Raw genomic sequence first — 13,901 nt, 5'->3', positions numbered from 1 at the left:
CCGATGAAAATCCTTGAAGCGCGCGTGATTGTGACCTGCCCGGGGCGCAACCTGGTGACCCTGAAGATCGTCACCGACCAGGGTATTTATGGCCTTGGCGACGCCACCTTGAATGGCCGCGAACTGGCGGTGGTGGCGTACCTTGAAGAACACGTGCTGCCGGCCCTGATCGGCCGCGATGCGCAGCGCATCGAAGACATCTGGCAGTACCTCTACCGCGGTGCCTACTGGCGCCGGGGGCCGGTGACCATGACCGCGATTGCCGCTGTGGACGTGGCGCTGTGGGACATCAAGGCCAAGGCCGCCAACATGCCGCTGTACCAATTGCTCGGCGGCAAGAGCCGTGAGCGGGTGATGGTCTACGGCCACGCCACCGGCAAGGACATCGACGGTTGCCTGGAGGAGGTGGCCCGCCATGTCGAGCAGGGCTACAAAGCCGTGCGCGTGCAGTGCGGCATCCCCGGCATCGCCACCACCTATGGCGTGGCCAAGCGCAGCGGCGAGCGTTATGAACCGGCCGACAGCGACCTGCCCGCCGAACACGTGTGGGACACCGCCAAGTACCTTAACCACGTGCCCAAGCTGTTCGCCGCCGTGCGCGAACATTTTGGCGATGACCTGCACATCCTCCACGACGTGCACCATCGCCTCACTCCCATCGAGGCCGGGCGCCTGGGCAAAGCGGTGGAACCCTACAACCTGTTCTGGCTGGAAGACTGCACCCCGGCCGAGAACCAGCAAGCATTCCGGCTGATCCGCCAGCACACCACCACGCCACTGGCGGTGGGCGAGGTGTTCAACTCGATCCATGACTGCCGCGAGCTGATCCAGGAACAACTGATCGACTACATTCGCGCCACCCTGGTGCACGCCGGGGGCATCACCCATGTGCGCCGCATCGCCGATTTCGCTGCGCTGTACCAAGTGCGTACCGGGTTCCATGGCGCTACTGACCTGTCGCCGGTGTGCATGGGCGCGGCGCTGCATTTCGACACCTGGGTGCCCAACTTCGGCATCCAGGAGCACATGCCCCACGACGCACGGATCGACGAAGTCTTCCCCCACGCCTACCGCTTTGACGACGGCCACTTCACCCCTGGCGAAACCCCGGGCCATGGCGTGGACATCGACGAAGACCTGGCCGCGCGCTACCCCTACAAACGCGCCAGCCTGCCGGTCAATCGCCTTGAAGACGGCACGCTCTGGCACTGGTAGGCGAGCTGTTGCACGACTGTTCAATAACTACAAGAAACGGGGCGTCACGTCCTGACAGGAGTTACCCGATGAAAGCTTTTCAAGTGCGAGCACCGTTTGAATTCGGCCTGGCCCAGGTGGACGCGCCGCAACTGGCGGCCGGTGAAGTCAAGGTGGACGTGGCGTACGCCGGCATCTGCGGCTCGGACATGCACATCATCCATGGCCAGAACGCTTTCGTGCGCTTCCCCCGGGTCACCGGCCACGAGTTCTCCGGCGTCGTGCGCCAGGTGGGCGAGGGCGTCAGCCACCTCAGTGTCGGCGACCGGGTGTGCATCGACCCGGTCATCAGTTGCGGCACCTGCTATCCGTGCCGCATTAACCGGCCCAACGTCTGCACCCACCTGCAAGTGATCGGCGTGCACCGCGACGGCGGTTTCAGCGAACAGGTCTGCGTGCCCGCCAGCAACGCTCATCGCCTGCCCGACGGCATGCCGCTGAGCCACGCGGCGCTGGTGGAACCCTATTCCATCGCCCTCAACGTGCTCGACCGCATGCAACCCCACCCTGGCGACAGCCTGCTGATCTACGGCGCCGGGGTCATCGGCCTGACCCTGGTGCAAATGGCCCGCGCCCTGGGGCTGACCGACATCACCGTTACCGACGTGCTCGACGCGCGGCTGGACACCGCCCGCGCCTTGGGCGCCAGCCGCACCCTCAACGGCAAGGAGGTGGACGTCGAGGCGAGCATGCAGGCCCTCACCGGCGGCGAAGGCGTGCCGCTGATTGTCGATGCCGCGTGCATCCCGGCGCTGATGCCGCAAATGGTGCGCCTGGCCTCGCCGGCCGGGCGTATCGGCTTGCTGGGCTTCAACGCGGTGCCCAGCGATCTGGTGCAACTGGAGATGATTAAAAAGGAACTGACCCTGGTGGGCTCACGCCTGAACAACCGCAAGTTCCCGCGGGTGATCGAACTGATCGCCAGCGGCCAGTTGCAGGTCCAGGCAATGATTAGCCACCGCGTGACCTTCGACGACATGCCGGGGGCCATCGAGCTGATCGAGAAACACCCCGAGCAGACCCGCAAGGTGCTGGTGCAACTGAGCGACGCTCACCCTTAAGCGCTACAAAAGCGCCGCGTGCCCCCACCGGGCACCCTCACCGAATACAACAAGAACGCGGGAGGTTTCAATGTTTGGTCAAGGTCGTACCTTAGTCATCGTCATGCTGTTTCTGGCAGGCGTCATCAATTACCTGGATCGCTCGGCACTGTCCGTGGCGGCCCCATTCATCCAGAAGGACTACGGTCTGACCACGGGTGAAATGGGCATGATCTTCAGCAGCTTCTTCGTTGGCTACGCGGCGTTCAACTTCATCGGTGGCTGGGCCGCCGACCGCTACGGCGCCAAGACCACGCTGCTGCTGGCCATGGTGCTGTGGTCGCTGTTCAGCGGCCTGACCGTGCTGACGGTGGGCTTCGCCTCGCTGGTGCTGATCCGCATCCTGTTCGGCATGGGCGAAGGCCCGCTGGCCGTGACCACCAGCAAAATGGTCAACAACTGGTACACCCCGCGCCAACGGGCGCGGGCCCTGGGTTCGTCGATGTCGGGCACGCCCCTGGGCGGCGCCATCTCCGGGCCGGTGGTGGGCTTTATCGCCATCAGCTACGGCTGGAAGGTGTCGTTCATCATCATTATGTTGGTGGGCCTGATCTGGGCGGCGGTCTGGTACAAGTTCGTCAAGGACAAGCCCACCGGCCAGGTGGCGCAAGAGATCCAGGACGCCGAAGGCCAGAGCGAAACCGCCAGCCTGGCCATGCAGCCGCTGCGCTATTACCTCAAGCAGCCCACCGTGCTGTTCACCTCCCTGGCGTTCTTTTCCTATAACTACACACTGTTTTTCTTCCTGACCTGGTTCCCCAGCTACCTGACCATGGCCCATGGCCTGAATGTCAAGGACATGAGTATCGCCACCGTCATCCCCTGGTTGCTGGGCTTCCTCGGCCTGGCCCTGGGCGGGTTCATCTCCGACTTCGTGTTCAAGAAGACCGGGCGCATGATGTTCTCGCGCAAAGTGGTGCTGGTGAGTTGCCTGCTGGCCTGCGCCGCCTGCATCGGCTTCGCCGGGCTGGTGACCACCCTCTACCCGGCGGTGATTCTGGTCGCCCTGGCGGTGTTCTTCCTGTACCTGACCGGCGCGATCTACTGGGCGATCATCCAGGACACCGTGCCGGCGGCGCGGGTCGGCGGGGTCAGTGGCTTCATGCACTTTCTGGCCAACACCTCGGGCATCATCGGCCCGACCCTGACCGGGTTTCTGGTGCAGTTCACCGGCTCGTTCACCAGTGCCTTCCTGCTGGCCGGGCTGCTCACCGTAATCGGCGCAGTGTGTGTGGCACGCTATGTCAAACCTCTGGCGCCCAGCGACGCGAACACCGCAGCGCACGCCAGCCTCAAGCCCCGCACGGCCTGAGCCGTCGTGAGCAAAAGGAGAGACGCCATGCCAGTCGTGCCTGCGGCCACGCCGGCCCCCGCCATCGGCATCGTGCACCTGGGCCTGGGGGCGTTCCACCGCGCCCATCAGGCGGTGTACCTGCAACGCCACCACAACCGCCACGGCCAGGGCGGCTGGGGCCTGTGCAGCGCCAACCTGCGCAGCAACAGCGCCTTGGTCGAGCAACTGCGCGATCAAGCCTGTACCTACCATGTGGCCGAGTACTGCGACCGCGAACAGGCGACGCTGCGCCAGATCAATGTGCTGCGCGAAGCCCTGTACGTGGGCGAGGGCGGCCAGGACCTGGAGCGCCTGCTGCAACGCATGGCCGCGCCCGCCACCTGCATCGTCACTCTGACCGTCACCGAAAAGGGCTACTGCCTGAGCCCGGCCAACGGCCAGTTGCGCCTCGACGATCCGGTCATCGCCCATGACCTGGCCCACCCCCAGGCGCCGCGCAGCGCCCCGGGCATCGTCCTCGAAGCCTTGCGCCGGCGCCGCGTGGCGGGCACCCCGGCTTTTACGGTGCTGTGTTGCGACAACATGCCCGACAACGGGCAGCGCACCCGCGCCGCCGTCAGCGGCTTGGCCAGGGCTCAGGACGCGGACCTGGCGCAGTGGATCGACACCCAAGTGGCGTTCCCCAGCAGCATGGTCGACCGCATCGTCCCGGCCATGGACGCCGATGCCTTCACGCACCTGGAACAGCAACTGGGCTGCGCCGACCGCGCCGCCGTGGTGTGCGAAAGCTTCAGCCAATGGGTGATCGAGGACCACTTCCCCCTCGGCCGCCCAGGTTGGGAGGCCGAAGGCGTGCAGATGGTCGCGGATGTACAGCCCTTCGAGACCATGAAACTGCGCATGCTCAACGGCAGCCATTCCCTGCTGGCCTATGTCGGTCTGCTGGCGGGCCACCGCACCGTGTGCGAGGCCATCGCCGACCCGGCGCTGGCCCGTTTCATCCGCCGCTACCTGCTGGACGAAGCGGCGCCCACCCTGGCTGTGTCCGCGGGTATCGACCTGCCCACCTACGCCAACCAGTTGCTGGCGCGGTTTGCCAACGACAGCCTGCAACACCCCTTGCGCCAGATCGCCATGGACGGTTCGCAAAAACTGCCCCAGCGCTGGCTGCACGGCGCGCAGCACCTGCTTGAGCAGGGCCGCGGCATTGCCTGCACGGCCTTGGGCGTGGCGGCGTGGATCCGTTGCTGTACCCAGGCCTTGCCCGGCGCCGCCGCGCCCCTTGCCAACGACCCGTTGCACGCCACCTACGCCGACCTCGCCGCACGCTGGCAGGGCGCGGCGCTGGTGGACGCCTTTCTCGACCTGCGGGATGTATTCGCGCTGGAACTGGCCGAGCGCCCCGCGTTGCGCGACGCCGTACAACAGGCCTACGCCGCCCTGGCGCGCGATGGCCTGCCCCAACTCTTGAACGCTCACGCCTGACAACAAAAAGGAACATCACATGGAACAGACTTGGCGCTGGTTTGGCCCCCAAGACCCGATCTCCCTGGCCGATGTGCGCCAGACCGGAGCCACCGGGATCGTCACCGCCCTGCATGAAATTCCCAACGGCCAGGTGTGGCCGGTGGACGCCATTGCGGCGCGCAAACAGATGATCGAAGCCGCCGGCCTGACCTGGTCGGTGGTCGAGAGCATCCCCGTGCACGAGGACATCAAACGCGGCTGCGGGCGGCGCGACGAATACATCGCCAACTATCAGCAGAGCGTGCGCAACCTGGCCGCCTGCGGTATCGATATCGTCTGCTACAACTTCATGCCGATCCTGGACTGGACCCGCACCGACCTGGCTTTCGAGCTGGAAGACGGCGGCTGGGCCCTGCGTTTTGACCAGACGGCGTTCGCCGCGTTCGACCTGTTCATCCTCAAGCGCCCCGGCGCCGAGGCCGAGTACAGCGGCGAAGATATTGCCCAAGCGCAGGCCTACTTCGCGCAACTGAGCGAGGAGGGCCGCCAAACCCTGGTCAACACCTTGATCGCCGGCCTGCCGGGCGCCGAGGAGCACTACAGCCTCGAAGATTTTCGCGCCTTGCTGGCCACCTACGCCCAGATCGACGAAAGCACATTGCGCGAGCACCTGGGGCACTTCCTGCGCCAAGTGATCCCGGTGGCCGAGGAGGTGGGCGTGCGCATGGCCATCCACCCGGACGACCCGCCGCGGGCGCTGCTGGGCCTGCCGCGCATTCTTTCCACCGCCGCCGACGCGCAGTGGCTGCTGGACGCCGCGCCGAGCCCGGCCAATGGCCTGACGTTCTGCACCGGCTCCTACGGCGTGCGCGCCGACAACGACCTGGTGGCCATGGCCAAGCAGTTCGCACCGCGCATCTACTTCACCCACCTGCGCTCCACCCGCCGCGAAGCGGACCCGCGCAGCTTCCACGAAGCCCACCACTTGGGCGGCGACGTGGACATGGTCGGCGTGATAAGCGCCCTGGTGGCCGAAGAACGCCGCCGCGAACGCGAAGGCGGCCCGCGCTTGCCCCTGCGCCCGGACCACGGCCATCAACTGCTCGACGACCAACACCGCCACAGCAACCCCGGCTACTCCCTGATCGGCCGCCTCAAAGGCCTGGCGGAAATCCGCGGGGTCGAACTGGCGGTGCGCGCGGCGCACTGACTACAGGGACAACACTGCCGCTCCCACAAGAAAACACTGCCACTGCACTGTGGGAGCGGGCCCGCCCGCGATGAGGCCAGTACCGGCGCTGCATCTCTACCAGCCCCACCCCCGCTATCGCGGGCAAGCGCAGCGCCGCCCGGCCCCCATAAAGGGTGGGTGTCTGATGCCCGCTCAGCCATTTTCTTGACGTCAATCTTCGTAAAAAATGCCTCCGGTCAAGGACTTGATTGATCGTTCAATTAAAATGACGCGGCATATTCGCGTACATGAATCGATCCGGGGGGCTAGAGTGCAAGCAAGGCGTTGGGGTACATCCGTTTTCAAATGCGCCGCCCGCCGGCCGGGTTTCACCAAGGAGCATTTGAAATGGCCACATTAAGTACTGCGCAACGCATCATGCTGGGTTTTGCCATGGCACCGCTGGCCATGTCGGGCATTGCCCTCTACGCCTTGAACGACCTGGCGACGCTCAAGGAGCAGGCCGTGGTGATCGTGAAGCAGGATTGGCCGAAAATCGAGCCGCTGATGCTGATCGCCACCGGGGTGCGGGACAACGGCAAGAGCACCCGCGATTTGCTCATTGGCGCAGACAACGGCCAAGTGCAGCAACGCATCGACACCACCAAGCAGCGCATCACCCAGGCCCTGGCCACTTTGGAGCCGCTGTTCTACCTGCCTGAAGGCCAGGCCGCGTTCGCCGAACTCAAGCGCCACCGCGAGGCCTATGTAGCGGCGTTCACCCAGGTGCAGGCGTCGATTCGCCAGGGCGACAAAGCCGCTGCCATGGCCCAGTTGCAGGAGCAGGTGATGCCCGCAGAGCAGCAGGTGTACCAGAGCCTGGATGCGCTGATGGCCCTGCAGGAGCGGATTTTCGTCGAGCGCGAACAGGTCGCCCAGAGCCTCTACAACAGTGCGCGGCTGAACATGCTGGGCCTGTTCGTGCTGTGCCTGGCGGCGGTGATCGGTGTCGCCACACTGGTGATCCGCAGCGTCACTCGGCCGTTGGGCGGTGAACCGGACCAAGCGGCACGGGTGCTGAACCAGATCGCCGAAGGCGACCTGACCATCGCCGTGCCCGTGGCCGGCAGCGCGCCAGGCAGTGTGATGCGCAACATGCAGCACATGCAGCACATGCAGGACAACCTCAACACCATGGTCAAGCAGATTGCCGCCTGCGTGGACAGCGTCGCCAGTTCTTCCGAGGAACTGAGCACCGTCAGCGGCCAGACCACCGCCAACCTGCAACTGCAAGGTCAAGAGATCGAGCAGGCAGCCACGGCGGTCAACGAAATGACGGCAGCAGTGGACGAGGTGGCGCGCAACGCGGTGAGCACCAGTGAAGCTTCGCGCCTGTCGGAGCAGACCGCCCAACGCGGCCGCGCCCAGGTCGGGGAAACCGTGGCTTCCATCAGCGCCCTGGCTGATGGCGTGGTCGAAACCTCGGCACGCATCCAGCAACTGGCCGCGCGGGTGCAGGACATCAGCACCGTGCTGGAAGTGATCCGCAGCATCGCCGAGCAGACCAACCTGTTGGCCCTTAACGCCGCCATCGAAGCGGCCCGCGCCGGGGACGCCGGCCGTGGCTTCGCGGTGGTGGCCGATGAAGTGCGGGCCTTGGCCCATCGCACCCAGGTGTCCACCGCGGAAATCGAGCAGATGATCGGCAATATCCGCCTCGACACCGGCCACGCCGTGACCGCGATGCACGACAGCAGCCAACTGGTCCAGGCCACCTTGCAGATCGCCCGTCGCTCCGGCGAGGCGCTGGAGGAGATCACCCAGTCCATCTCGCAGATCAACGAGCGCAACCTGATGATTGCCAGCGCCACCGAAGAACAGGCCCTGGTGGCCCGCGAGGTGGACCGCAACCTGATGGGCATCCGCAGCCTGTCCGAGCAGGTATTGCTGGGCGCCCGTCACACCCAGGTGGCGGGGGATGAACTGGCGCAAATGGCCGGCGAACTGAACCAGACCGTCGCCCGCTTCAAGGTCTAGCCGTCGAATCCGCTTGCCGCTTCTCACTTGTCGCTTGGCGCTCCAAAACCAAATAGGTCAGGGTCGCCAGCGCCAGCGGCAGCAGGTAATACAGGGCGCGGTAGGCGATCAGCGCGGCGATGATGGCGCCCGTTTTCACCTCGCCGCGCAGCAGGGCGACGAACACCATTTCCAGCACCCCAAGGCCCGCCGGGATGTGGGTAATCAGCCCGGCCACGCTGCTTATCATCAGGGTCGCCAACACATTGGGGTAGGCCACGCCGGCCGGCAACAGCGTGTAGATCAGCAAGGCCATCAGCGCCCAGTTGCTGGCCCCCAACACCCCTTGCAGCAGGGCCAGGCGCCAGCTCGGTAAGGTCAGTTCCTGGCTGCGCCAGCGCCACGCGCGCCGCGTGGCGAAACGGCAGGCCATTAGGTACGCCAGGCCCAGCAGCAACAGCGCTACGCCTATCACCCGCAGCAGGGTGCTGCTCACCCCCCAACTGGCGGGTAAGCGCGGCAGGCCCAGGCAAAACAGCACCCCGGCCAGCAGCAGGTAGCCAAACCAGTTGGTTATCAGGCTCAAGGTCAGTACCCGGGTGATATCGGCGGTCTTCAGGCCCTGGCGCGAGTACAGCCGATAACGCAGGGCAATGGCACCGACCCAGGAACTCAGGTTGAGGTTGAACGCGTTGCAGACAAAGGCAATCGGGTACACCCGCCGCACCGGCAAGCCATGGCCCACGTGGTAGCGGCCCAGCACATCGAAACTGCTGAACACGGCGTAGCCCAAGGCACTGAGGCCCAGCCCCAGGAGCAGGGTGGCGGGGCGGTACTGCATCAGGGCCTGGCGCACCTGTTGCCAGTCCAGGGTTTTGATGAGCATGAACATCAGCCCGCACACCGCCACGAACAGGCCTAAGGTCAGGGCCCGGCGCACCCGGCGCCAGCGCTGGGGGCTCATGCTGAGGTGCGGTCCGCGCCGCGTCGGGCCCGTGGCCGGGCGAACAGGGATTTGAGCCGGGGCGAATGGGCCGGCAACCAGCCCACGAAGCGCGGGAAGTGGCGCAAAAAGTGAAAGCCGAGAAAGATCAGCGGCGCCCGCCACCAATAGCCCCGACGCGACAGCTTGCGGCTGACGGCGGTGCACTGCTCCTGGGCCAGTTCCTGCAAATGCGCGTAGAGGTGCTGGTTGAATGCGCCATCGCGGATCAGCACGTTGGCCTCCAGGTTCAACGACAGGCTCAACGGGTCGAGGTTGCTCGAACCCACAGTGGCCCATTGTTCGTCCACCAGGGCTACTTTGCCGTGCAACGGGCGCTGGCAGTATTCGTGGATCTGCACGCCTTCACGCAGCAGGTAGTCGTAGAGCAGGCGCGACAGCAGGCTGACCAGGGGCATGTCCGGCAGGCCCTGGAGGATCAGTTGCACCCGTACCCCGCGCCGGGCGGCGTTGCGCAATTCCCGCAACAAGCGATAGCCCGGGAAGAAGTAGGCATTAGCGATCACCAGCCGTCGCTGGGCGCTGCGAATGGCTTGCAGGTATTGCACCTCGATGGCGGTGCGCGCCCGTTCGTTATCGCGCAGCACCAGGCGCGCCGAAACGCCATCGGCTTGTGCCGGGGGCTCAGGGGCCGTAGCCCCGGCCTGTTGCAGCAGGGCCAGGCTGGCCTGGCGGATGTCGGCCACTACCGGGCCCTGGAGCTTGACCGCGTAATCCTGCTTGGCCATGCCGCCGCGTTCGGCGAGGTGGTCTTCGCCGTAATTGATGCCGCCGACAAAGGCCACTTGCCCGTCGACGACCACAATCTTGCGGTGCATGCGGCGGAACAGGTTGGTACGCATCCCCAGCAGGCGCGGGCGCGGGTCATACAAGTGCACCGTGACCCCGGCCTCGTTGAGGCGCGCCACGTAGTCGCGGCTCAGGTCGGTGCCGAAGCCGTCGACAATGATCTGCACCCGCACGCCACGCCGGGCCGCTGCCATCAGGGCGTGCTGCAACTGCTGGCCGACCTCGTCCTCGAAAATGATGAAGGTTTCCAGCAGCACCTCCGTGCGGGCCTGGCCGATGCTCTCGAACAGGCTGGGGAAATACGCCTCGCCATTGATAAGCAGGTGCACACGGTTGCCGTCGCGCCAGGGATAGCTCACAGGATCACCTCCACACTCAGCGGCAAATGGTCGGACAAATGCGACCACGGGCGTCGGCCCAGCACCCGTGGATCATGCAGTTGCAGGTGGCGCACATAGATGCGGTCCAGGCGCAGCAGCGGCCAGCGCGCCGGGAAGCTGCGGGCCGCAACGCCATGGGCCTGGACGAACGCTTCGCGCAGGCCACAGCAGCCCAGCACGGCGTCGGCCCGTTGGCGCCAGTCATTGAAGTCGCCGGCGACGATCACCGGTTCATTGGCCGGCAGGCTGTCGAGCAACGCGCACAACAGGTGCAGTTGCGCGGTGCGCTGGGTTTCGCTCAGGCCCAGGTGCACGCACACCGCGTGCAGCGGCCGGCCCACGTCCAGCAGCGCATGCAGCAGGCCGCGTTCTTCGCCGCCGGCACTGGAGATGTTCAGGTTGCGATGGCTGCGAATCGGGTATTTGGACAGCAGCGCATTGCCATGGTGGCCCGCCGGGTACACCGCGTTGCGCCCGTAGGCGAACTGCGGCCACACGGTGTCGGCGAGGAACTCGTACTGCGGCGTGCTCGGCCACTCGGGGTGGCGCCCGGCCCACTGGCGGTGCTCGCCGAGCACTTCCTGGAGGAACACCAGGTCCGCCGACACCTCGCGCACTGCGTCACGCAATTGCGGCAGCACGAAGCGCCGGTTGAACTGGCCAAACCCCTTATGGGTGTTGACCGTGAGGATACGCAGGCGCCCGGGCGCGGCCACGGCGTTCATCGCAGGCCCTTGCGGTTCATGGCTGCGTCACCGGGCGAATGTACTCAGGGTTGAGCACGTTGAACCAGAACAGGATCATCCCCACCAGAATGGTCACCAGCACCAACAGGCCCAGGCCCCACACTGAGGCAGCGTAGGGCAAGCCTCGGTCCTGATTGAGCCGCATGAACTTGGGCAAACCGACGAACAGCAGGTAAGTGGCATAGACGCTGGACACCAGCAACGCCGCCACTGCCAGCCAACGGCTGGGGTACAGGCCGCTGATGCCTGCGAGGAAGTAGGGCGTGGCGGTGTAGGCGGCAAAACCGATGCACTGGTTCAGGCTGGGGCGCGCCTCGAAGGCGCGCGACATCCAGCGGATGAAAGCGCCCATCAGCAAGGTCCCCACCAGGGTCGCCAAGTACAGCAGCACCGCCAGTTGCAAGGCGCTGCGCACGCTGACCCGCACGGTTTCGTCTTCGGCCAGGCTCCAGCCGACAAAGGCGATCCCCACGAACAGGCACGCTGCTGGCAGCAGCGCCCAGAGCAGCAGGTGCAGAAGGTAATGGCGCGGATGCTGTTCTTCTTCGGTACGGATTTGTGTCCAGGCTTGTTCGGGTTCGCTAAAGAGTCGAATTACGTGGGGTTTCATGGCTGCCTCCGCGTGTCGATGCCCATCAGGGCCTTAAGCCTATGGAGGGAGGCCGTTGGCAAGGGTTCAAGTTTTTTGCGCCAGCGGTGCGCCATTGATCGGCCTTGGCGAACCAACCGCGGCGCCGGGCGGTCGGCTGCTTTACTTGCCCCTGCAATGGAGTCATGCCCATGCCCCCGCATTCACCGCACAAACGGGTGGTGGCCTATAACGTCAACCCTGCCGCCGCCGAGCACGAAGTGCAAACCAACCTGGCCCAGGCCCGGTGGCTGGCCGAGATTCTCGGTTGGCCTTTCGACGGGCCCTGGCAACCGGCCGCGCAAGGGCACCCGGGCCTGTATTTCGTGCCCACTCAGACCCTCGTCGGCCCCCAGCGCGAACAACTGGCCATCGATGGCGCCGAGGACCTGCTGGGCGGTTATGTGCAGCACGGCTTCATTGCCACCAAGGCGATTTCCCACCCGTTGATAAGTGAAGGCACAGGCGTGCCGGCAGGCTGGAACCCGCAGTTTGCCGAGCGGGTGCGCGACGTGGTGCTGCCCGGGGTGACGGTGTTCGACCTGGGCGACGCCCGCCGCGCCGCCGCCGAGGGCCTGACTCGGGGTGTGCTGCGGGTCAAATTGGTCGAGGCCTGTGGCGGCGAGGGCCAGGCGCTGCTGCGCAATGGCCAGGACCTGAAGCAATGGTTAGCGGGGCTGAGCCCTGCCATCTGCGCCGCCGGTATCGTGCTGGAAGAGAATCTGGAGCAAGCGATCACCCACAGTGTCGGCCAGACCCTGGTGGACGGCCTGCTGATGACCTATTTCGGCGAGCAGTTCCAAACCCGCAACGGCCGCGGCGAGTGCGTCTACGCCGGTTCCAGACTGACTGTGGTGCGCGGCGACTACGTCGATCTGCTGGCTCGCGACCTGGCCGCCGACGTGCGCCGCGCCGTGGAATACGCCCGCACTTACGACACTGCCGCGGCTTTGAGCTTCCCTGGGTTTTTCGCCTCGCGGCGCAACTATGACGTGGTCCAGGGCATCGGCGCCGATGGCCAGCAGAAGGTCGGCGTACTCGAGCAATCCTGGCGCGTTGGCGGTGCCACGGGCGCGGAACTGGCGGCATTGCAGGCCTTTGTCGAGCAGCCAACGCGCAATACCCTGTGCGCCAGCACCCATGAAGTCCACACCGAACAGGACGCCCCCGCACAGGCTCGGGTGCTGTTCCGGGGCCGTGACACCCGTGGCGGCTTTCTTCTCAAATACGCCGAGGTGGATGCCGATGACCGCCAACAGTGAACCGGCCCGCATCCGGGTGGAGCAAGACACCATCGCCGGCACGTTTCTGAGCCCCAAGGCCAAGGTGCCGGGAGTGTTGTTCGTCCACGGCTGGGGCGGTAGCCAGGAGCGTGACCTGAACCGCGCCCGAGGTATCGCCGGCCTGGGCTGCGTATGCCTGACGTTCGATTTGCGCGGCCACGGCGCCTTCAACGACCGCCAGGCCAGCGTCACCCGCGAAGACAACCTGCGCGACCTGCTGGCCGCCTACGATCATTTGCTCTCGCACCCGGCCATCGACACCTCGGCCGTGGCGGTGGTGGGCACCAGCTATGGCGGCTACCTGGCCACGCTCCTGAGCCAGATGCGCAAGGTGCGCTGGTTGGCGTTGCGGGTGCCGGCCATTTACCGCGACGAGGATTGGCACCTGGCCAAGCGCGAACTCAACCGCGAGGATTTGATGCAGTACCGCGCCAGCCACATCGACGCCACCGGCAACCGCGCCTTGCGGGCCTGCGCAGCGTTTCGCGGGGATGTACTGATCGTAGAATCCGAGCACGACGAACACGTGCCCCACGCCACGATCATGAGTTACCGCGCCGCCTTCCAGCAGACTCACTCCCTGACCCACCGCATCATCGACGACGCCGACCACAGCCTCACCAACGAAGTCGCCCAAGAGGCCTACACCTCGATGCTGGTGGACTGGGTGACGGAGATGGTCGTGGGCGAACGGCTGAGCATCAACCCCGCGCCGTGAGCCGAGCTGGCTGATGCGGCACAACCCCCCAGTGGAGCTTGGCCGCTGCCGA

The 13,901-nt window shown here is 65.7% G+C and carries 12 protein-coding genes; 8 read left to right on the top strand and 4 right to left on the bottom strand.

Annotated features, from left to right (window positions below; genetic code table 11):
• The first annotated feature begins 3 nt into the window (after window positions 1–3).
• The 6 genes from manD to AC19YT_RS06480 all read left to right on the top strand — a co-directional run bounded on the left by manD (window position 4) and on the right by AC19YT_RS06480 (window position 8,323).
• Entirely contained in the window at window positions 4–1,215 is a 1,212-nt protein-coding gene (gene manD / locus AC19YT_RS06505) for a D-mannonate dehydratase ManD (protein ID WP_500609965.1), read from the top strand.
• 68 nt (window positions 1,216–1,283) lie between these two features.
• Window positions 1,284–2,315: a Zn-dependent oxidoreductase gene (locus AC19YT_RS06500; protein WP_095108265.1), complete on the top strand. Its 1,032-nt coding sequence runs from the start codon at window positions 1,284–1,286 to the stop codon at window positions 2,313–2,315.
• Between the two features lie 70 nt (window positions 2,316–2,385).
• A complete protein-coding gene (locus AC19YT_RS06495) occupies window positions 2,386–3,666 on the top strand; it encodes an MFS transporter (RefSeq protein WP_500609964.1) in 1,281 nt (426 codons plus the stop codon).
• A 27-nt stretch (window positions 3,667–3,693) separates the two neighbouring features.
• Window positions 3,694–5,133 carry a mannitol dehydrogenase family protein gene (locus AC19YT_RS06490; RefSeq protein ID WP_500609963.1) on the top strand — a complete coding sequence of 480 codons (1,440 nt, stop codon included), beginning with the start codon at window positions 3,694–3,696 and terminating at the stop codon, window positions 5,131–5,133.
• Between the two features lie 19 nt (window positions 5,134–5,152).
• Entirely contained in the window at window positions 5,153–6,325 is a 1,173-nt protein-coding gene (gene uxuA / locus AC19YT_RS06485) for a mannonate dehydratase (RefSeq protein ID WP_500597851.1), read from the top strand.
• A gap of 369 nt (window positions 6,326–6,694) precedes the next feature.
• A complete protein-coding gene (locus AC19YT_RS06480; protein ID WP_500609962.1) occupies window positions 6,695–8,323 on the top strand; it encodes a methyl-accepting chemotaxis protein in 1,629 nt (542 codons plus the stop codon).
• Here the strand turns inward: AC19YT_RS06480 and AC19YT_RS06475 are convergent.
• From AC19YT_RS06475 to AC19YT_RS06460, 4 genes are read right to left on the bottom strand one after another with little or no spacing between them, the layout of a single operon-like run.
• Window positions 8,313–9,266 (bottom strand): lysylphosphatidylglycerol synthase domain-containing protein, encoded by a 954-nt coding sequence (locus AC19YT_RS06475; protein WP_500609961.1) that lies wholly within the window; start codon window positions 9,264–9,266, stop codon window positions 8,313–8,315. The genes AC19YT_RS06480 and AC19YT_RS06475 overlap by 11 nt on opposite strands.
• Complete coding sequence (gene clsB, locus AC19YT_RS06470) at window positions 9,263–10,453, bottom strand: cardiolipin synthase ClsB (RefSeq protein ID WP_095108271.1); 1,191 nt, start codon at window positions 10,451–10,453, stop codon at window positions 9,263–9,265. The genes AC19YT_RS06475 and clsB overlap by 4 nt, the downstream gene beginning before the upstream one ends.
• Window positions 10,450–11,199 (bottom strand): endonuclease/exonuclease/phosphatase family protein, encoded by a 750-nt coding sequence (locus AC19YT_RS06465; RefSeq protein WP_500609960.1) that lies wholly within the window; start codon window positions 11,197–11,199, stop codon window positions 10,450–10,452. The genes clsB and AC19YT_RS06465 overlap by 4 nt, the downstream gene beginning before the upstream one ends.
• Window positions 11,200–11,215: 16 nt before the next feature.
• Window positions 11,216–11,830: a Yip1 family protein gene (locus AC19YT_RS06460; protein WP_095108272.1), complete on the bottom strand. Its 615-nt coding sequence runs from the start codon at window positions 11,828–11,830 to the stop codon at window positions 11,216–11,218.
• Between the two features lie 170 nt (window positions 11,831–12,000).
• Here AC19YT_RS06460 and AC19YT_RS06455 point away from each other — a divergent pair, with 170 nt between their 5' ends.
• Window positions 12,001–13,110 carry a DUF3182 family protein gene (locus tag AC19YT_RS06455; RefSeq protein ID WP_500609959.1) on the top strand — a complete coding sequence of 370 codons (1,110 nt, stop codon included), beginning with the start codon at window positions 12,001–12,003 and terminating at the stop codon, window positions 13,108–13,110.
• A complete protein-coding gene (locus AC19YT_RS06450) occupies window positions 13,094–13,849 on the top strand; it encodes an alpha/beta hydrolase family protein (protein WP_500609958.1) in 756 nt (251 codons plus the stop codon). Before AC19YT_RS06455 ends, AC19YT_RS06450 begins: the two co-directional genes overlap by 17 nt.
• The last annotated feature ends 52 nt before the right edge of the window (window positions 13,850–13,901 follow it).

It is taken from the genome of Pseudomonas sp. MF08875 (genome assembly GCF_059862525.1).
This window is presented reverse-complemented; position numbering and strand designations above follow the sequence as displayed.